Source organism: Caulobacter sp. SRI_008 (assembly GCF_057586355.1).
Genome location: NZ_JBYCZS010000004.1, coordinates 84314 through 102000 on the forward strand (window position 1 = coordinate 84314; position 17687 = coordinate 102000).

The 17687-nt window shown below is 67.5% G+C and carries 21 protein-coding genes; 13 read left to right on the top strand and 8 right to left on the bottom strand.

Annotation, left to right across the window (positions count from 1 at the left end; genetic code table 11):
• Nucleotides 1–2: 2 nt before the first annotated feature.
• Nucleotides 3–1280 carry a flagellar hook protein FlgE gene (gene flgE / locus AC2YHT_RS05160; protein WP_487288512.1) on the bottom strand — a complete coding sequence of 426 codons (1278 nt, stop codon included), beginning with the start codon at nt 1278–1280 and terminating at the stop codon, nt 3–5.
• Between the two features lie 12 nt (nt 1281–1292).
• Nucleotides 1293–1619, bottom strand: coding sequence for a flagellar hook capping FlgD N-terminal domain-containing protein (locus AC2YHT_RS05165; protein ID WP_110121034.1), 327 nt, complete (start codon nt 1617–1619; stop codon nt 1293–1295).
• A gap of 583 nt (nt 1620–2202) precedes the next feature.
• Here AC2YHT_RS05165 and AC2YHT_RS05170 point away from each other — a divergent pair.
• The 7 genes from AC2YHT_RS05170 (at nt 2203) to fixK (ending at nt 7595) form a co-directional block, all read left to right on the top strand.
• Nucleotides 2203–3030 carry a flagellin gene (locus AC2YHT_RS05170; protein WP_487288513.1) on the top strand — a complete coding sequence of 276 codons (828 nt, stop codon included), beginning with the start codon at nt 2203–2205 and terminating at the stop codon, nt 3028–3030.
• 97 nt (nt 3031–3127) lie between these two features.
• Nucleotides 3128–4816 carry a flagellar filament capping protein FliD gene (gene fliD / locus AC2YHT_RS05175; RefSeq protein ID WP_487288514.1) on the top strand — a complete coding sequence of 563 codons (1689 nt, stop codon included), beginning with the start codon at nt 3128–3130 and terminating at the stop codon, nt 4814–4816.
• On the top strand, nt 4803–5174 hold the full coding sequence (locus AC2YHT_RS05180) for a flagellar protein FliS (RefSeq protein ID WP_487288516.1): 372 nt from the start codon (nt 4803–4805) through the stop codon (nt 5172–5174). Before fliD ends, AC2YHT_RS05180 begins: the two co-directional genes overlap by 14 nt.
• A gap of 116 nt (nt 5175–5290) precedes the next feature.
• Entirely contained in the window at nt 5291–5959 is a 669-nt protein-coding gene (locus tag AC2YHT_RS05185) for an RNA polymerase sigma factor (RefSeq protein WP_487288517.1), read from the top strand.
• Nucleotides 5907–6122 carry a hypothetical protein gene (locus tag AC2YHT_RS05190; RefSeq protein WP_487288518.1) on the top strand — a complete coding sequence of 72 codons (216 nt, stop codon included), beginning with the start codon at nt 5907–5909 and terminating at the stop codon, nt 6120–6122. Before AC2YHT_RS05185 ends, AC2YHT_RS05190 begins: the two co-directional genes overlap by 53 nt.
• 76 nt (nt 6123–6198) lie before the next feature.
• Nucleotides 6199–6624 (top strand): lysozyme inhibitor LprI family protein, encoded by a 426-nt coding sequence (locus AC2YHT_RS05195; RefSeq protein ID WP_487288519.1) that lies wholly within the window; start codon nt 6199–6201, stop codon nt 6622–6624.
• Nucleotides 6625–6956: 332 nt separating this feature from the next.
• Nucleotides 6957–7595: a transcriptional regulator FixK gene (gene fixK / locus AC2YHT_RS05200; protein WP_487288520.1), complete on the top strand. Its 639-nt coding sequence runs from the start codon at nt 6957–6959 to the stop codon at nt 7593–7595.
• Nucleotides 7596–7659: 64 nt separating this feature from the next.
• Here the strand turns inward: fixK and bfr are convergent, their stop codons facing one another.
• Together bfr and AC2YHT_RS05210 are read right to left on the bottom strand one after the other, a co-directional pair.
• Nucleotides 7660–8142, bottom strand: a complete 483-nt coding sequence (bfr, locus tag AC2YHT_RS05205; protein WP_198574152.1) for a bacterioferritin — start codon at nt 8140–8142, stop codon at nt 7660–7662.
• 152 nt (nt 8143–8294) lie between these two features.
• Entirely contained in the window at nt 8295–8480 is a 186-nt protein-coding gene (locus AC2YHT_RS05210; protein WP_110121027.1) for a (2Fe-2S)-binding protein, read from the bottom strand.
• Between the two features lie 333 nt (nt 8481–8813).
• Here AC2YHT_RS05210 and thiE point away from each other — a divergent pair, with 333 nt between their 5' ends.
• Complete coding sequence (gene thiE / locus AC2YHT_RS05215; RefSeq protein ID WP_487288522.1) at nt 8814–9461, top strand: thiamine phosphate synthase; 648 nt, start codon at nt 8814–8816, stop codon at nt 9459–9461.
• A gap of 324 nt (nt 9462–9785) precedes the next feature.
• The gene (locus AC2YHT_RS05220) at nt 9786–10199 is read left to right on the top strand and encodes a hypothetical protein (RefSeq protein ID WP_487288523.1); all 414 of its coding nucleotides are present in this window, start codon (nt 9786–9788) and stop codon (nt 10197–10199) included.
• 127 nt (nt 10200–10326) lie between these two features.
• On the opposite strand, the gene AC2YHT_RS05225 is transcribed toward AC2YHT_RS05220, so the two are convergent.
• Both AC2YHT_RS05225 and AC2YHT_RS05230 read right to left on the bottom strand, forming a co-directional pair.
• On the bottom strand, nt 10327–11184 hold the full coding sequence (locus tag AC2YHT_RS05225; protein WP_487288524.1) for a sigma-70 family RNA polymerase sigma factor: 858 nt from the start codon (nt 11182–11184) through the stop codon (nt 10327–10329).
• 154 nt (nt 11185–11338) lie between these two features.
• Nucleotides 11339–11647: a hypothetical protein gene (locus AC2YHT_RS05230; protein ID WP_487288525.1), complete on the bottom strand. Its 309-nt coding sequence runs from the start codon at nt 11645–11647 to the stop codon at nt 11339–11341.
• Between the two features lie 269 nt (nt 11648–11916).
• On the opposite strand from AC2YHT_RS05230, the gene AC2YHT_RS05235 reads away from it, so the two are divergent.
• The 3 genes from AC2YHT_RS05235 (at nt 11917) to AC2YHT_RS05245 (ending at nt 14358) form a co-directional block, all read left to right on the top strand.
• On the top strand, nt 11917–12714 hold the full coding sequence (locus tag AC2YHT_RS05235) for an inositol monophosphatase family protein (RefSeq protein ID WP_487288526.1): 798 nt from the start codon (nt 11917–11919) through the stop codon (nt 12712–12714).
• Between the two features lie 128 nt (nt 12715–12842).
• Nucleotides 12843–13925 carry a glycerophosphodiester phosphodiesterase gene (locus AC2YHT_RS05240; protein WP_487288527.1) on the top strand — a complete coding sequence of 361 codons (1083 nt, stop codon included), beginning with the start codon at nt 12843–12845 and terminating at the stop codon, nt 13923–13925.
• Between the two features lie 106 nt (nt 13926–14031).
• Nucleotides 14032–14358 carry a hypothetical protein gene (locus AC2YHT_RS05245; RefSeq protein ID WP_487288529.1) on the top strand — a complete coding sequence of 109 codons (327 nt, stop codon included), beginning with the start codon at nt 14032–14034 and terminating at the stop codon, nt 14356–14358.
• Here AC2YHT_RS05245 and AC2YHT_RS05250 read toward each other — a convergent pair.
• Both AC2YHT_RS05250 and AC2YHT_RS05255 read right to left on the bottom strand, forming a co-directional pair.
• Nucleotides 14324–14899 carry a hypothetical protein gene (locus AC2YHT_RS05250; protein WP_487288530.1) on the bottom strand — a complete coding sequence of 192 codons (576 nt, stop codon included), beginning with the start codon at nt 14897–14899 and terminating at the stop codon, nt 14324–14326. The genes AC2YHT_RS05245 and AC2YHT_RS05250 overlap by 35 nt on opposite strands.
• A gap of 72 nt (nt 14900–14971) precedes the next feature.
• The gene (locus tag AC2YHT_RS05255) at nt 14972–16825 is read right to left on the bottom strand and encodes an ABC transporter transmembrane domain-containing protein (RefSeq protein WP_487288531.1); all 1854 of its coding nucleotides are present in this window, start codon (nt 16823–16825) and stop codon (nt 14972–14974) included.
• A gap of 115 nt (nt 16826–16940) precedes the next feature.
• On the opposite strand from AC2YHT_RS05255, the gene rpmE reads away from it, so the two are divergent.
• Nucleotides 16941–17168 carry a 50S ribosomal protein L31 gene (gene rpmE / locus AC2YHT_RS05260; RefSeq protein WP_110121023.1) on the top strand — a complete coding sequence of 76 codons (228 nt, stop codon included), beginning with the start codon at nt 16941–16943 and terminating at the stop codon, nt 17166–17168.
• The last annotated feature ends 519 nt before the right edge of the window (nt 17169–17687 follow it).

Genomic DNA, 17687 nt, shown 5'->3' on the forward strand with positions numbered 1-17687 from the left:
GCTCACCGCACCGCCTGGATCAGGGTGTCGAACATGTCGCTGGTGGCGCTGACGACCTGCGAAGCGGCCGAATAGGCCTGCTGGGCGATGATCATCTTGTTGAACTCGGTGGCCGTGTCGGTGGTCGAGCCTTCGAGGGCGCTGGCCACCAGGCTGCCGGCGCTGCCTTGACCCGGAAGGTTCAGGTGCACCTGGCCGGCGGCCGAGTTCTCGTCATAGACCGTGCCCGAGACGTGGGTCAGGCCGTTGGGGTTGCTGAAGGTGGCGACCGGGATCTGATAGATCGCCAGGCTGACCCCGTTGTCGAAATTGGCCGTGACCAGGCCGCTCTCGTCGATGGTGATGCCCGACAGCTCGCCGTAGTTGGCGCCGTCCTGTTCGAAGGTCGGGCTCAGCGACAGGGTCGAGGAGGTCGAGGCGAACTGGGTCAGGCCGTCGGTGCCGCCGGTGTCGCCCAGGTCCAGCGTGATGGCGCTGTCGGCGGCGCCGGTGGAAAAGCCGCTGATCGACAGGTCGACGGGCGACGGGTCGGTCGAGGCCAGGCTGCCGTCGGAATTGAAGGTGACGGTCACCGAGCTGGGGCTGATCGTGCCCGAGGTGGTCGAGCTGTCCGACGTCAGGGTCGGATCCGACAGGCTCAGCGTCCAGGTGTTGTCGCCGGTCTTGGTCCAGGTCTGGCCGACGGTGTGGCTGACGCCCAGGGAGTCGATGACCTCCATGCTGGTGTCGTAGCTGTCGCCGGTGACCGTATCGGCCGGCAGGTTGGCGGCCATGGTCACCGTCGAGGTGGCCTTGGCCGTGCCGCTGATCGAGTCGAGGTTGATCGCCGACAGGCTGGTCAGGTCGCTGGTGTTGGACGTCAGGATGTTGCCATCCGAGTCCGTCGCGTAGCCCATCAGGTAATAGCCTTCGCTATTGACCAGATAGCCGTCGGAATCCGTCGAGAAGCTGCCGTTGCGGCTGTAGACGAGCGCGCTGCCGGTGTCGCCCGGATCGGCCGCGACCACGAAATAGCCCGAGCCGTCGATGGCGACGTTGGTCGAGACGCTGGTCGACGAGATCGTGCCGGTGACGTTCAGCGCCTGGCTGGTCTTGGCCACCACCGAGCTGGTCGAGGTGTTGGAGTTCATCGCGCCGCTGACCAGCGACTGGAACGAGACCTCGGAGGTCTTGTAGGCGGTGGTCGAGGCGTTGGCGATGTTCTCCGAGATCGCGGACAGAGCCGTGCTCTGGGCGGTCAGGCCGGAGACGGCCGTGGAGAGGGCGGAGGAAAGGCTCATCTCGGCTCGCTCTTATTCGCTTTGCGAAGCCAGCAGCTGAACCTGGGTCAGCAGCGACGAGAGGTTGTCCGACATGCTGGTGGTCGTGTCGGACAGGGTCGACATGGTGTCCGACAGCGAGGTCAGGGTGTCGTTGGTGCTGATCTGCTGCTCCAGCGAGGCGTAGCTCGCCAGCTGGCTGGTGAACTCGGTCGGATCGGTCGGATCCAGCGGGTTCTGGTTGGTCAGCTGGGTCATCAGCAGCGACAGGAAGTCGGTCGTGCCGAGCTGCAGCGTGCTCGACGCGCTGGACGTGCTCGCGGTGCTGGTCGTGCTCGTCGTCGAAGAGACGGTGGTCATGGAGAGATCTCCGGTGAAATCGGTCCGACGCCCTGGGCGCCGATCGATGGGTTCAACGGAGGCTCCGCCGCGGATGGGGCGGTTTATTTTTCGCGGACCGTTTTCGGCCTCGCGGGGGAGGGGGCGGACTCTCTCTTTCCTTCTCGGGCTTCTTCTCCTCGGGCGCTCCTCTCCCGCCCTCTGTCTCCCGCCCCCCTTGCTCCCGTCATTCCCGCCCTTGTGGCGGGAACCCCTCTGTCAGCCGCAAGGGCGGATGGGGCGGACCGCCGGCGGTCCGCTTCCTCTTCACGTGCGCGCGGAAGCAGGGTTTCCCGCCACAAGGGCGGGAATGACGGGAGGAGGGGGCAGAGGGCGGGGGCGGCGGAGGAGGCGGGAGGAGGCGGCATGCAGCGGCGGTCTGAGGGGCCGCGGCGCAAGGGCCACGGGCCCCGCCGGCGCTTTCCGACCGCGCCTCGAAAATAATCCGCCCCATCGTCGGGGGACGTCCCGTTCAACTCGTCGAAGCCAGGCCGTCAGAACGGCGGACAGCTTCCCGGCCGGACTCTCCCCCGGGCGGACTCCAGACAGAGAACCGGACTAGAACATGCCAGTTATCTCCACCAACACGGCCGCCAACACCGCCCTGCGCTACCTGAACAACAATTCGGCCGCGCAGAGCGAATCCCTGGCGAAGCTGTCGAGCGGCTCGCGGATCGTCAGCGCGAAGGACGACGCCTCCGGCCTCGCCATCGCGACGTCCATGAACGCCGACGTGACCGTACTGAACCAAGCCGCCACCAACGTGACCAGCGGCACCTCGGTGCTGAACACGGCGGACGGCGCGCTGTCCAACATCGCCGACATCCTGCAGCGTATGAAGTCCCTGACGGCCCAGGCCCAATCGGGGAGCTCGAGCTCTGACGACATCAGCTACATCGACGCTGAGTATCAGCAGCTGCTCGAGGAAGTGGACGACATCACGACGTCGACCACCTTCAACGGCATCACGCTTCTGGATGGCGCGAGCGACTACGGCTCCTCGGCCGGCGTCGACTTCCTGGTCGGCACCTCGTCGAGCGACGTGATCTCGGTGAAGCTGGGCGACGCGGACACTGCCGCGCTTTCGCTCGACGGCACCTCGATCACCTCGTCCTCGGCTTCGGCGCTGATGGACACCCTCGACCAGGCGATCACGGATGTCTCGAAAATGCGGGCCGACGTGGGCGCCACCCTGTCGCGTTTCGAATTCCGGGGCGACGTGATCTCGACCTCGCTCGAGAACCTGGAATCGGCCGCGTCGGCCATCACCGACGTGGACATCGCCAGCGAGCAGACCAACTTCACCAACGCTCAGACCCTGACCAGCGCAGCGATTTCGGCCCTCAGCCAGGCCAACTCGATGAGCCAGTCGCTTCTGAAGTTGCTGCAGTAGTCGGCTCATGCCGTGACGGCGCGGGCCAGCCCGCGTCGTCCTGCAGACTGGGCGGGAGGATTCTCTGGATCCTCCCGCCGACTTTCCGGACATCGCCATGACGACGACCAGCACCGTCTCGACCTCCGGGTCGACGACCTACCTGACCGGCACGATCTCGGGGCTCGACACCGACTCGCTGATCGAGGCCGCCGTCGCGCAGAAGACCGCGCGAGCCGACACCATCGACGCCAAGGTCACGACCAACGAGACCAAGATCGCCTCCTACCAGGAGCTGCAGACGCTGCTGCAGGCGGTCTCGGACTCGATGGAGTCGCTGGCCTCGACGACCTACAGCTCGGTCTCGACCACCACCAACGCCTTCGACGAGAAGAGCGCCTATCTCACCGCCTCGGACGGCAGCGACGCGACGGACGTGCTCGCGGTCAGCGCCGACGCCGACGCGGTCGCAGCCTCCTACTCGATCACCGTCACCCAGCTGGCCAAGGCCATGAAGATCGCCTCGACCGCCCAGACGGCCGACACGGCCCTGGGCAAGGCCGGGGTGTTCTCGCTGAACACCACCGACGGCACGGCCGCCCAGATCACCGTCACCTCGGACATGACGGTCGAGGACCTGGCCGACGCCATCAACAACGTCAGCGGCGACACCGGCGTCGTCGCCACCCTGATCGCCAGCTCGACCGGCACGCGCCTGGTGATGTCGACCAGCGACACCAACCAGGAGATCACCCTTTCCACCGTCTCGGGCGACGACATCGGTCAGAGCATCGGCCTGACCGACAGCGCCGGCGACTTCTCCAACGTGCTGCAGGCGGCCCAGCCGGCCATCGTCACCATCGACGGCGTCGAGATCGAGAGCGACAGCAACGAACTGACCGACACCATTCCGGGCCTGTCGATCTCGCTGCTGCAGGCCACCTCGGGCCAGACCATCACCCTCGACATCGAGGCCAACTACGACGACATCAAGACGGCGATCACCGACTTCATCACCGCCTACAACGCGCTGCGGTCGTTCGTCGTCACCAACCAGACGGTCGGCTCTGACGGCACGGTCTCGGACGACGCGGTGCTGTTCGCCGACAGCATCCTGCGCGACGTCAACCGCCGCTTGAACGACATGCTGGGCGGGACCGCGGGCTCGGACGACGAGCTGACCGACCTGTCGGCTCTGGGCGTCACCATCAACGCCGACAACCAGCTGGAACTGACCGACGAGACGACGCTCGACAACCTGCTGCTCACCGACCTGTCGAGCGTGGCCAAGTTCTTCGAGACCAGCTTCACCAGCAGCAACAGCAATCTGAAGCTGCTGAAGAACGACACCACCGTCTCGTTCGACTTCGACATGCAGGTCACGGTCACCGACGGGGCGATCTCCGGCGTCTCGGTGAACGGCGACTCCAGCCTGTTCACGATCTCCGGCAACCGGATCATCGGCGCGACGGGCTCGATCTACGACGGCCTGTCCTTCGCCCTGGCCTCGCCGACCTCCGGCACGATCTCGATCGAGATCAACCAGGGCTTCGCGAACATGATCACGAGCCTGATCGACGACTACGCCAACACCTCCAACGGCGTGATCCAGCAGCGGATCGAAAGCCTGGAGACGGTCAACGACGACCTCACCGAACAGTCCGACCAGATCCGCGACGACGCGGAGACGTACCGGACCAAGCTGATCTCGAAATACTCGGCGATGGAGACCGAACTCTACGCCGCCCAGATCCTCCAGCAGCAGATCGCAGCCATCTTGGGAGCCGACAGCAGTGACGACGACTAACCAGGCGCTCAGCGCCTACGCGGCTTCCAGCCGCCTCACCGCCAACCCGCGCGACGTGCTGGCTTCCGTGCACGAGGAGCTCTACCGCGCGATCGCCTCGGCAAAATTCGCCCATGAGCAGGGCAAGCTGGATCAAATGTGCCGACACGCCATGCGGGCCACCCAGATCCTGACCGCTCTGTCGACGACGCTGGATTTTTCGGCGGCCGGCAAGGACGGCGCAACGTTGCGGAAATTCTACCAATACGTGCTCGACGGCCTGCTTCGCGCCAGTCGCAGCAAAGATGTGTCCAATGTGTATCAAATCGTACTGGACTTGTTGCGCCCGTTTTGCAAAGAGCTGCGTTCTGAAAAATAGCAATGTACCGATAGTATCGGAAATGTATCGATCAAATACAGTAATGTAGTTATTCGATATATGGCACGCTGTTTGCCTGTTACATTGCGATACAGCGATGGAGGCGAGTAATCGCCATGGCGAATTCAGCGACGATTGCGACGACGGGCGAGTTTGGTCTGTCTGACGTGCGCTCTGACGAGGAGCTGTTCCTGGCCTGCCGCGACGGCGACCAGACGGCTTTTCGGGTTCTGGTCGATCGGCACCTGCGCATGGTGCGGAGACTGGCGCTCAACGTCCTGGGCGACGTTCAGGAGGCCGAGGATGCGGCCCAGGAGGCATTTATTGCCGCCTGGCGCGCTCGCGAGCGCTGGACGCCGGACGCCCGGTTCTCGACCTGGCTGCACCGCATCGCCGTCAACAAGGCCATCGATCGCCGCCGGGTCCGCAAGGCGGTTCCGGAATCCCAGGAGGTCATCACCCGCCTGGCCGACGCTGAAGTCCAGGCGCCGGCCCAGGCCGACGCCCTCGCCAATCTCGAACGCACGGAGACCGCCAAGACGCTTCAGAAAGCCCTCGACAAGCTTCCCGACACCCAGCGCCAGGCGCTGACCATGTTCTATTTCGAAGAGCTCGACGTCGGTAGAATCGCCGACGCCATGGACTGTTCGGAACAGGCGGTGCGCTCGCTCCTGAAACGGGGCCGGCAAACCCTCAAGACTCGACTCCAGAAACAGAAGAAGATCTGTGGCTATGGACCTGAAACTATTCGAAGCCCGGCTGAAGGCGCTGGGACCCGCGCTTGACCGCTGGCCGCCCGACGAAGCCGAGGCGGCGATCGCGCTGATGTCGACCTCGGAAGAGGCCCAGGACCTGTTCGCGACCCTGACCGCCGAGGATCTCGGCGTGTTCGACGAGCCCGGCGGCGACCTGTCGGCCCTGGCCGACCGCATCGGCAAGGCGCTGTAGGCGAGGGCGGCCGCGCCTTGAAGCCGTCGTGATCCGCGGCGCATGCTGGGCGTCCTGCAACGCAAGGACGCGCCACATGCTCTTTCGACGCTCGATCCCCGCCGTGCTGCTGCTGGCCCTGGCGGTCGCGACGCCAGCCTTGGCACAGCCGTCACGGATCGATCCCGAGAAGGAATACTCGCCCGCCTACGACCGCTGCCTGAACAGCGGCGACGCCCTGAAGGGCGTGACCGTGGCCATGGCCGGCTGCACCAACGCCGAGCTCCAGAAGCAGGACGCCCGCCTCAACCGCGCCTACAAGGCGGCCATGGCCAAGCGCTCCAAGCCCCAGCAGGCCAGCCTGCGCACCGCCCAGCGCGCCTGGATCAAGCGTCGCGACGCTGAGTGCCAGGAAGACCTGACCGGCGGCACCATCGACATGCTGAACATCGGCGGCTGCCACCTGAGCATGACCACCGTACGCGCCGTGGAGCTGGAGCGAATGGTCAAGGCGCGGCGGTAGGGGCCGGGCTCCCGATATATTGAAGATGCCTTCCTGGGCCTTGTGCCCAGGATCCATGCTGGCGGCAGGCTGTGATTTGGATTTTTCGGGGAGCCGAAAGTCCGAGGGCGCACGCCTCACTCAGCGGATGCTGAACGATGGATCCTGGGCACAAGGCCCAGGAAGGCGGGCTTTTTTGCCTCCCCCACACCCTGCCGTCGCCCCTCCGAATTTGCGCCTACGCAAAAACCCTTATGCGCGGCCCCCGAATTTACCCCTACGCGGAGAAGGGGGAATGTGCCGGCGTCACGGGGCGGTCTCCCCACCGCCTCCTTCCTCCCCGGGAGCCTCCGATGCTGTCGCCCCTCCGTTTCGAGCCCGCCTCCGCCCAGCCGGCCCTGCCGGGCGTCTCCGCCGGCGTCATCCGCTACGCCGCCGGCGAGGAGATCTTCGCCGAGGGCGACGCGGCCGATCAGGTCTATGAGCTGGTCGAGGGCACGGTGCGCACGGGCCGGCTGCTGCGCGACGGCCGCCGCCAGATCGACGCCTTCCACTTCGCTGGCGAGGCCTTCGGCTTCGAGGCCGGCGACATCCACCGCACCACGGCCGAGGCCGTCGGCGACGTCGCCGTCCGCATCGTCCGCCGCCGGGCGCTCAGCGACCTGGCCGCCCGCGACGGCGACGTGGCCCGCAAGCTCTACCAGGTGACCATCGCCGGCCTGCAGCGCAGCCAGGACCACGTGCTGATGCTGGGCCGCCGCAGCGCCTGCGAGCGAGTGGCGGGCCTGCTGCTGCTGCTGGCCGACCGCAAGGGCGAGGCCGCCTTCGACCTGCCGATGAGCCGCCAGGACATGGCCGACTATCTGGGCCTGACCATCGAGACGGTGTCGCGCACCCTGACGGCCTTCCTGCAGGAAGGCCTGATCGCCCTGCCCACCGTGCGCCACGTCGAGCTGCTGGAGCGGCCTGCGCTGGAAGCGCTTTGCGAATAGCGAAACGGCCTCCCCGCGGGTGCGGGGAGGCCGTTCGACGATCTTCGAAGTCTCGTGAAGCGGATCAGGCCGCCGGCAGTTCGCCCATGGCGCTCTGCAGGTAGTTCTGCTCGCCCAGCGACTTGATCAGCGACAGCTGGGTTTCGAGGTAGTCGATGTGCTCCTCGGTGTCGTTGAGGATCTCGCGCAGCAGTTCGCGGCTGATGTAGTCGCGGGCCTGCTCGCACTGCACGATGCCCGGGACCAGCAGTTCGCGGTTGAACAGCTCGATCGACAGGTCGGCGGCCAGGCACTCGGGCACGTTTTCGCCGATCTTCAGCTTGTGCAGGTCCTGCAGGTTGGGCAGGCCCTCAAGGAAGAGGATGCGGTTGATCAGCTTGTCGGCGTGCTTCATCTCGCCGATCGACTCTTGATAGACGATCTGGCCGAGGCGCTTGAAGCCCCAGTTGTCGTGCATGCGGGCATGCAGGAAGTACTGATTGACGGCCGTCAGCTCGTTGGTGAGCACAGCGTTGAGGACGCGGATAACGCCGGGATCGCCTTGCATGGCGGCCTCCTAAGGTTCGAGTTCGCCCGCACCCTTAAGCTGCTTTTCAAGCGCTTCAACAGTAATGTCTGCAAGTGTTTCGCAGCCTCACAGAAAAGCGTGAGAGTGCTTCGCGGTTACTGGAAATCGGCGACTTTGCGTCGCAAGACGCCTTATTCGGCGGCGAAAGCCAGAGCTTCGCGGGATTCCTGAATCATCTGGCGCATCTCGCACACGCACTTGGCGCACTGGGCCTGGCAGCCCTTGTGGCGGAAGATGTCGGCCGGCCGGGTCGCGCCCGCGTCGATCGCGGCGCGGACTTCACGCTGGCGGATGCCGTTACAATTGCAGACGTACAAGGAAAGAACGCCCTACCGAATGATTGTCATTCTCATCTAACAGTTTTCCACCGGTTTGCAACTGACTCTCAGTCGAGTTCGCAGCGGCGCGTCGTCACAGGCGAGTGGGTTGGGTGCGGAGTGTTGGCTGAAGGCTCGCCCTTTCATCCGTGCATCCCCGCGAAGGCGGGGATCCAAGCTGAGGCGACGGGCCTTTCGCGGCGCGCGCCTCATCCTGAAAGTCGGCTTGGGTCCCCGCCTTCGCGGGGAACTAGCGGTTTGGATGGTGGGGGTCTCCGCGGCTTCCAGCTCCCCAAAGTCGCGCTCCGCCTCAAATCGGCGTAAAGGCGGCGCATGACGCTCGACTGCCGCCTCTATCTCATCACCCCGCCGTCCCTGCCGGACCTGGCCGCCTTCGGCCGTCAGCTGGCCCGCGCCCTGGAGGGCGGCGACGTGGCGGCCCTGCAGATCCGCCTCAAGGACGTGCCCGACGACGTCGTGGCCGCCGCCGTCGAGGCCCTGGCGCCGATCGCCCGCGTCCACGACGTGGCGGTGATCCTCAACGACCGTCCGGATCTGGCCGCCCGCCTCGACTGCGACGGCGTGCACGTGGGGCAGGGCGATACGCCCTATGCGACCGCCCGCAAGCTGATGGGCAAGGACCGCATGGTCGGCGTCACCTGCCACGACAGCCGGCACCTGGCCATGGAGGCCGCCGAGGCCGGGGCCGACTACGTGGCCTTCGGGGCCTTCTTCCCGACCACCACCAAGGACGCGCCGATCGTCGCCGAGCCCGACATCCTGTCGATCTGGCAGGAGACGATGGAGGTCCCCTGCGTGGCCATCGGCGGCATCACCGCCGCCAACGCCGCGCCGCTGGCGAGCGCCGGCGCCGACTTCCTGGCCGTCTCCGGCGGGGTGTGGTCCCATCCCGAAGGCCCGGACGCGGCCGTGGCGGCGCTCAACGCGGCCATCGCCGAAGGGCTCGCCGCCCGGGGCTGACGGTCTTCGGCGTAGTTGTCCCTCGGGGGACGGATCCTCGTTAGATTGAGCTCACCTTTCACCGAGCATCCCCGCGAAGGCGGGGATCCAAGCCGAGTCCGTAGGTGATCCACGGCCTCGCCTCCTCCGGAAAGTCAGCTTGGATCCCCGCCTGCGCGGGGAGAGGCGGATTGGGGAGCGGCGAGCGGATGAGCGGTGATCCGACTTACCGCTAGCTTCCACGACCTGGGAATGGGTTTCTCAGGTTGCATAACGGCGTTCTTGCGACTGTCCCTGAGCAGGCATAGCCTCCTCCCCAGCGAACGATAACGGGGAGGGACCGCCATGAAGAAGCGGCTCGTAGCGTGTTTGCTTAGCGTACCCATGCTCGGCTTGGCCTTGCCGGCCCTGGGAGAAAGCTGGAAACCGGCCCCCGGCGAGGCCAAGACCTATTACGACGCCGATTTCCTGAGAGTGGACGAAAGCTCAGGCCTCGTCGTCCTGCGCATCGCCGAGGGCAAGGGCGCGGGCGGGCCCTACAAGTCGTGGCCGGCCGGCAAGGGTCCGATCATGATCTTCGCCCTCGACTGCGCCGCCGACAAATGGATGGACCTCGGCATGGACTTCGCCGGCGACAAGGGCCTGCCCAAGAACTGGCGCAAGGAGGCCAAGCTCGACGACATCTCCGGCGCCGCCGGCAAGGCCGGCAAGATGGCCTGCGAGACCAAGGACAGCCTGCCCAAGGCGACGCTGCCTTAGGGGCTCGCGCCGGCCCCCTCAGTCGCTCCGCGACAGCTCCCCCAGAGGGGGAGCATCTTGCTGGCGAGGCGTCGGATCAGATCCTCCCCCTCTGGGGGAGGTGGCCCAGAGGGCCGGAGGGGGTCTTCTATGGAGCCACCCGCGCCAACTTGTCGGGGTTGCGCATGGTGTAGACGGCGGCGATGCGGCCGTCGACGATGTCCAGGCCCATGGTCTGGAACACCACCCCGTCGTGGGCCATCACAACCCCCGGCTGGCCGTTGATGCGGGCCAGACGCGCGGTCGTGCCGTCCGGATGGGGCCACTTGCGGGCGATGCCTTCCAGCAGGCGCACGGCGTTGTCGAGGCCGAACACCGGGTTCATGGTCGCCGAGACCTTGCCGCCGCCGTCGGCGTGCATCACCACGTCCTTGGCCAGCAGGCCGCGCAGGGTCGCCGCGTCGCCGCTGAGAGCGGCGGCCACGAAGGCCTCGGTCAGGCGGCGCTCCTCATCGGCGCTGGGCTTGTAGCGGGGCTTGCCGGCCTTGACGTGCTCGCGGGCCCGGGCGGCCAACTGGCGCACGGCGGCCTCGGAGCGGTCCAGCGTGGCGGCGATCTCGGCGAAAGGCGTGTCGAACACGTCGTGCAGTAGGAAGGCGGCCCGCTCCAGCGGGGTCAGGCGCTCCAGCGCCAGCAGAAAGGCCACCGTCAGGTTCTCGCCCAGGCCGAAGGTCTCGTCGACATCGACCACCGGCTCGGGCAGCCACTCGCCGACATAGAGCTCGCGCCGGGCGCGGGCCGACTTCAGGCGATCTAGGCACAGGCGCGAGACCACGCGGTTGAGGAAGCCGGCCGGGTTGCCGATCTCGGCCGTCTCGACCTCGCGCCAGCGCAGCCAGGCGTCCTGAACCACGTCCTCGGCTTCGGCCCGCGAGCCGAGCATGCGATAGGCCAGGCCCGTCATGGCGGGGCGGCGATCTTCGAAGATCGTGTCGGCGGCGCTCATGGTCGATCCCTCGGTTTGCCCGACAGGACGAGGCGAAGGCGCCAGACGTGACATGGCCGCGAGCTTTTTTCCCGCGAATTCCGCGCCGGCCTTTTTCTGCCTTTGGCGGCTTACGCCGCCGGGGAGGGATCCCGGCGGCGCGGCGGGGAAGGCCTTACTCGGCGGCGCTGGTGGCGGCCGAGCGCAGGGCGGCGTAGTCGGCGCGGGCCTGGCCGAGGGTCTCGGTCACGCACGAAGCGTAGTTGGGGTGACGGCTGCTCTTGAGAGCGGCGGTGCACACCTGGCGGGCGGCGCGGGTCAGCTCTTCGCTGACCACGGTCGAGGACTTGCCGGTCACCGAAATGCGCTGCGAGGCGCCGGCGGCGGCGTGGGTGGCCGCGGTCAGGGGAACCTCGGCGGCGGCGGGTTGGGCCAGGGCCAGCAGGGCGGCCGCGGCGGCGGCGATCAGGGGAAACTTGGTCATGTTGGTCATTGGGGGAGGACTCCTTCTATGCGCGTAGTTTGCGCGTGGCCTGACCCCTCGCTTTGCGCTGGATCAATTGCCGCCCCTAAAATTGACCGATCGGTCCCCTTTTTCAAGCGACGCAGGGTTGACCGCGACAATTCGCCCCGTCTTGCCTTCGCGCGGCCCCGCGTCTAGGTTCCGCGCCCGCTCTTTCCCACTGCCATCGTCCGTCTCCCGCCGCCGCGCGTCCGCGCGTCGGTACAGGGAATTCCATAGGATATCCGCCCGTGCCCACGCCTTCCGCCCTTCTCAACGTGATGATCGACGCCGCGCGCAAGGCCGCCCGGGGTCTGGCCCGCGACTTCGGCGAAGTCTCCGAGCTGCAGGTCTCCAAGAAGGGCGCGGGCGACTTCGTGACCAACGCCGACCTCAAGGCCGAGCAGACCCTGTTCGAGATCCTCAGCAAGGCGCGTCCGGGCTACAGTTTCCTCGGCGAGGAGCGCGGCCTGATCGAGGGCACCGACAAGACCCACACCTGGATCGTCGACCCGCTGGACGGCACCACCAACTTCCTGCACGCCATCCCGCACTTCGCGGTCAACATCGCCCTGCAGCGCGAGGGCGAGGTCGTCGCCGGCGTCACCTACAACCCGATCACCCACGACCTGTTCTGGGTCGAGAAGGGCAAGGGCGCGTTCCTCGGCGCCGAGAAGCGCCTGCGCGTCGCCGCCCGCAAGCACATGGACGAGGCCGTGCTGGCCACCGGCGTGCCGTTCATCGGCAAGCCTGGCCACGGTCAGTTCCTGAAGGAACTGCACCAGGTGACCCAGAAGGTCGCCGGCGTGCGCCGCTTCGGCGCCGCCGCGCTCGACCTGGCCTGGGTGGCCGCCGGCCGCTTCGACGCCTTCTGGGAGCGCAACCTGAAGCCCTGGGACGTCGCGGCCGGCGTGCTGATGGTCCAGGAGTCGGGCGGCAAGGTCTCGACCATCGAAGAGCACGGCGACCCCGTGCAAGGCGCCTCGATCCTGGCCGCCAACCAGGACCTGCATCCCCTGGTGCTGAAGGCCCTGCACGCGGCGGGCTGAGGCTCTTCCCACCGCTGAACGACCAAGGCTCCGGGACGAGGTTCCGGAGCCTTTTTCGTGGGCAGGGCGTCGCCGAAGCGATGCACGCCCCTCGCCAAACCGTCACATCCGCGCGCTAATCAGCGGCCATGACCCTACTGACCCGCCGCGCCATGACGACCGCCGCCCTCGCCGGTACGATGGGCGCCAGCATGATCCCCGCCATGGTCCGCGCCGGCGTGCGCAAGCCGATCGTCATCGCCCACCGCGGCGCCTCGGGCTATCGCCCCGAGCACACCCTGCTGGCCTACGGCCTGGCCATCGAGCAGGGCTGCGACTTCATCGAGCCCGACCTCGTCGTCACCAAGGACGGCCACCTGGTGGTGCGCCACGAGAACGAGATCGGCGGCACGACCGACGTCGCCTCCCGTCCCGAGTTCGCCGCCCGCAAGGCGACCAAGACCATCGACGGCGAAAGCCTGACCGGCTGGTTCACCGAAGACTTCACCCTGGCCGAGATCAAGACCCTGCGCGCCCGCGAGCGGCTGCCGCAGCTGCGTCCGGCCAGCGCCGCCTTCGACGGCCAGGCCCAGGTCCTCACCTTCGACGAGGTCGTCGCCTTCGCCCGGTCGGAGAGCAAGCGCGTCGGCCGCACGATCGGCGTCTATCCGGAGATGAAGCATCCGGCCTATTTCGCCTCGGTAGGCCTGCCGATCGAAGGCCGCATGGTCGAGGCGCTGAAGCGCAACGAGCTCAACTCCAAGACCGCCCCGGTGTTCGTCCAGTGCTTCGAGGTCGGGCCGCTGAAGACCCTGCGCCTGAAGACCGCCGCGCGCCTCGTCCTGCTGGTCGCCGGCCAGGGCGGCCCGGCCGACCTGCCCAGCGTCAAGTACGCCGACCTCGTCACGCCCGAGGGCCTGAAAGGCGTGGCGGCCTATGCCGACGGCCTGGGTCCGGAAAAGACCATGGTGGTCCCGCAGGACGCGCAAGTTCTGCTGCCGGCCACCTCGCTGGTCCGGGACGCCCACGCGGCCGGCCTCTTGGTGCATCCCTGGACGGTGCGGGCCGAAAACTACTTCCTGCCGGCGACCCTGCGCAAAGGCGATCCCGCCGCCGCCGACTACCTGGCCAAGACCGGCGACGCGACGGCGGTGCTGAAGGCGCTCTACGCCGCCGGCGTCGACGGGGTGTTCAGCGACTTCCCGGACCTGGCCGCCGCCGCGCGCGGCTGACCCGACATTAGGCGAGACCGGCGTTTTCGCCGGCCCGCCGCGTCATTCGTTACACGCGAGCGTTGCAAAGGCGGCATGCTGGCCCTTCCAGATCGGGAGGCCCCTAATGTCCGAACCGTTCCAGCTTTCCCTCGCCCCGCGCCAGCTGACCCAGACCATCAATCCGTGGTCATGGAGCTTCGGCGACTTTTCCCTGTTCACCGTCAATCTCGGCACGTCGGGCAAGCCCGAGGTCGAGGCCCGGGTGCTCGACGAGGTCGGCAGCTACGGCCGCCAGATCGGCCGCATCGGCGAGGCGCTGGAGAAGCTGATCGACTGGGCCGAGACGCAGGATCCTGCTCTGGTCGGCACGCCCGCCTTCGAGGAGCTCCGCAAGCAGCTGCTCCACGTGTCTCTGATCAAGGAGCAGGAGACGGCGAAGGCGGAGAGCTGACGCCAGCCTTGGCCGCGCCCAGCGCCTTCAGCCTGAAGCCGCCGCGCAGGCCGGCGACCAGGAACGGAAGCGGCAGGAGCGAGATGATCCAGTTCAGGCTGAACTCAAGGGGAGAGGTCAGCCGTGCGGGGACCTGACCGGCGACCAGGGTGGTCGCCGAACCGAGCAGGCCGTAAGCCTCGATCAGCAACAGCAGAAGCGGAATGAGCCGCGTCGTCTTCCTCCACTGTACGAAACCCAGGCCGGCATAGACGGCGCTGACAAGCAGCAGCATGCCGATCCCCATCCAGAGCACGGTCGGCTCGATCATGTCGAGCATCCGTTCCGTCGCCGCCGGATCCTGGCTCGCCGCGCGCGCCAGGGTGCGATCGCGGATCTCCGCGACATAGATGTCGAAGCGAAGCGACATCTGGATTGCGGCCAGGACACCGCCCGCGGCGCTGAGCCAGGCGCCGATCGCGCCGGCGCGCGCCGCGCGCAGGGCGAGCGTTTCGTCCGCCAGCCTGGCGAACGGGTTCAGGACGGCCAGCTTGTCGTTCATGCGCGCAACCCCCGATGCGTGGAGCGCGACCTTTCGCCGGGCGGACGTCCGGCGTCAACGACGGCGAAGGCCCTAAGCCGCCTCCACCCCGAACTGCAGCCGCGCCAGGCGGGCGTAGAGGCCGCCGCGGGCGACCAGGTCGGCGTGGGCGCCTTCCTCGACCACGCGGCCTTCGTCCATGACCACGATACGGTCGGCCTGCAGCACGGTGGCCAGGCGGTGGGCGATCACCAGCGTGGTCCGTCCGCTCATGGCCGCGTCGAGGGCCTGCTGCACCAGCCGCTCGTTCTCGGCGTCCAGGGCGCTGGTGGCCTCGTCGAGCAGCAGGATCGGGGCCTGGCGCACCAGGGCGCGGGCGATGGCCAGGCGCTGGCGCTGGCCGCCCGACAGAGTCTTGGCGCGCTCGCCCACCGGCGTGTCGAAGCCCTGGGGCAGGGCGGTGATGAAGCCCGTGGCCTGGGCGGCCTCGGCGGCGGCGCGGGCTTCTTCCTCGGTGGCGTCCTCGCGGCCGAAGCGGATGTTGTCCATGGCCGAACCGGAGAACAGCGGCGAGTCCTGGGCCACCAGGGCCATGGCCGCGCGCACCTCGGCCGGCTCGGCGTCGCGCAGGTCGACGCCGTCCAGGCGCACCACGCCGCCCTGAGGGTCGTAGAAGCGCAGCAGGAGGCGCAGGACGGTGCTCTTGCCCGCCCCCGAGGGGCCGACCAGGGCGACGGTCTCTCCGGGTCTCACGGTCAAGCTGAAGCCGTTGAGCGCCGGCAGGTCGGGGCGGCCGGGATAGGCGAAGGCCACGTCCTGGAAGGCGATCTCGCCGCGCACCGGCGACGGTAGGGTCCTGGGCGCTTGCGGCGGGGCGATGCCCGGGCGGGCGTTCAGCAGGTCGGAGATGCGGTCCATGGCCCCGGAGGCCTTCTGCACGTCGCCCCAGACCTCGCCCAGGGCGCCGACCGAGCCGGCCGCCATCACCGCCAGCATGGCGAACTGGGCGAGCGTTCCCGGCGTCATCTCGCCCGACAGCACCATGCGCGCCCCGAACCACAGCAAGAGGGTCACGCCGCCGAAGGCCAGGGTCATGACCAGCACCGTCATGCCGGCCCGGGCGCGGATGCGGCGCACCGAGGCGTCATAGGCCGTCTCGACCGCCGAACCGAACCGGCGGCCAGCCTCGCGCTCGCGCACGAAGGCCTGCACGGTGTCCAGCGCGTCCAGGCTCTCGCCGGCGTAACCCACCGCGTCGGCGAAGCGGTCCTGGGCGGTGACCGACAGCTTGCGCACCTTGCGGCCGACGAAGAACATCGGGGTCAGCACCACCGGCACCATCAGCACGATGAAGCCCGCCAGCTTGGGGCTGACCACGGCCATGTAGCCCAGGCCCCCGATCAGGCTGAGGGTGTTGCGCAGGGCGATCGAGGCCGAGGCCCCGACCAGCTGGTCGATCAGCGAGACGTCGGCGGTCATCCGCGACAGCACCTCGCCGGTGCGGGTCTTGAGGAAATAGGCCGGGTCCAGGGTCAGGACGTGGTCGTAGAGCGAGCGGCGCAGGTCGGCGACCACGCGCTCGCCCAGGCGCGTGACGAAGAAGAAGCGCGAGGCCGTGGCCACGGCCAGCACCAGGGCGACGGCGGCCAGGGTCAGGAAGGTGTGGTTCACCGCCCCTTCGCCGCCCTTGGCGAATCCCTTGTCGATGACGTTCTTGAACGCTCCCGTCAGGCCCAGGGTCGCGCCGGTCGAGAACAGCAGGAAGAAGCCGGCGGCCAGGGCGTCGCCGATATGGCGGCGCACGAAGGGCAGCAGATGAGCGAGCGGCCGGATGTCCTTGCGGCGCGGGCGGCGGGCGGCCGATTCCGACAGGCTCTGGGCCAGTTCGGCGCCGGCGCCGGGGCGGCCTTCGACCGAAATCTCGCCGCCGTTAACGTCGCTCATCAACAGGGTCCTTGCCAAAAACGCGCGGGTTCTTTATAGCCGCGCGTCTTCGAGGGCCACCCCGCACGGCGGCGCTCACTCACATTTCACGCCGCCCTCTAGTCGGTTGGACCGCCCGATGAAACAAGACATTCACCCCGACTACCACTTCATCAACGTCACCCTGACCGACGGGACGAGCTACCAAACCCGCTCGACCTACGGCAAGGAAGGCGCGAACCTGGCGCTCGACATCGATCCGCGCACCCACCCGGCGTGGACCGGCGGCAACGCCCAGCTGATGGACCGCGGCGGCCGCGTCTCGCGCTTCAACGCCAAGTTCGCCGGTTTCACCGCGAAGAAGTAAGACCGCAAGGTCTCGCCGTAAGGGCGACGAAAAGCCGGCTCCGCGTTCGCGGGCCGGCTTTTTCTGTATCTGGGCCCGAGATCCTCCCCCTCTGGGGGAGGTGGCCCGAAGGGCCGGAGGGGGGCCGTTTTCAGCTTCCGCAATGCTGGCCTTCCTTCCGTAAAATCCCCGCGAAAGCGGGGACCCAGGCTTTTTCTGAAACGCGCGGCGCTCGACGATAAAACACCTGGGTCCCCGCTTTCGCGGGGATTTTACGGAGTTGGGTGGGCCTTACGCACGCTCTTCACACGGCGTATTCGGAAAAGAGTTGAGTAAACTCAACGTCCTACAACTTTATAACCCCAACTTATCCTCCCCTGCTTAACCCGCCCCATAATCATCCCCATCCCAGCCATGGGGAGGGCTCTTGGTACCGGCCCGAGTTAGCGGCTGTGGATCGCATCGAGCGGGGCCGCTTGGGGCGTCATGGGAAGGGCGGGTTTGCAGGATCGCTCAGAAGGCGTGATTGGGCCGCCAGCC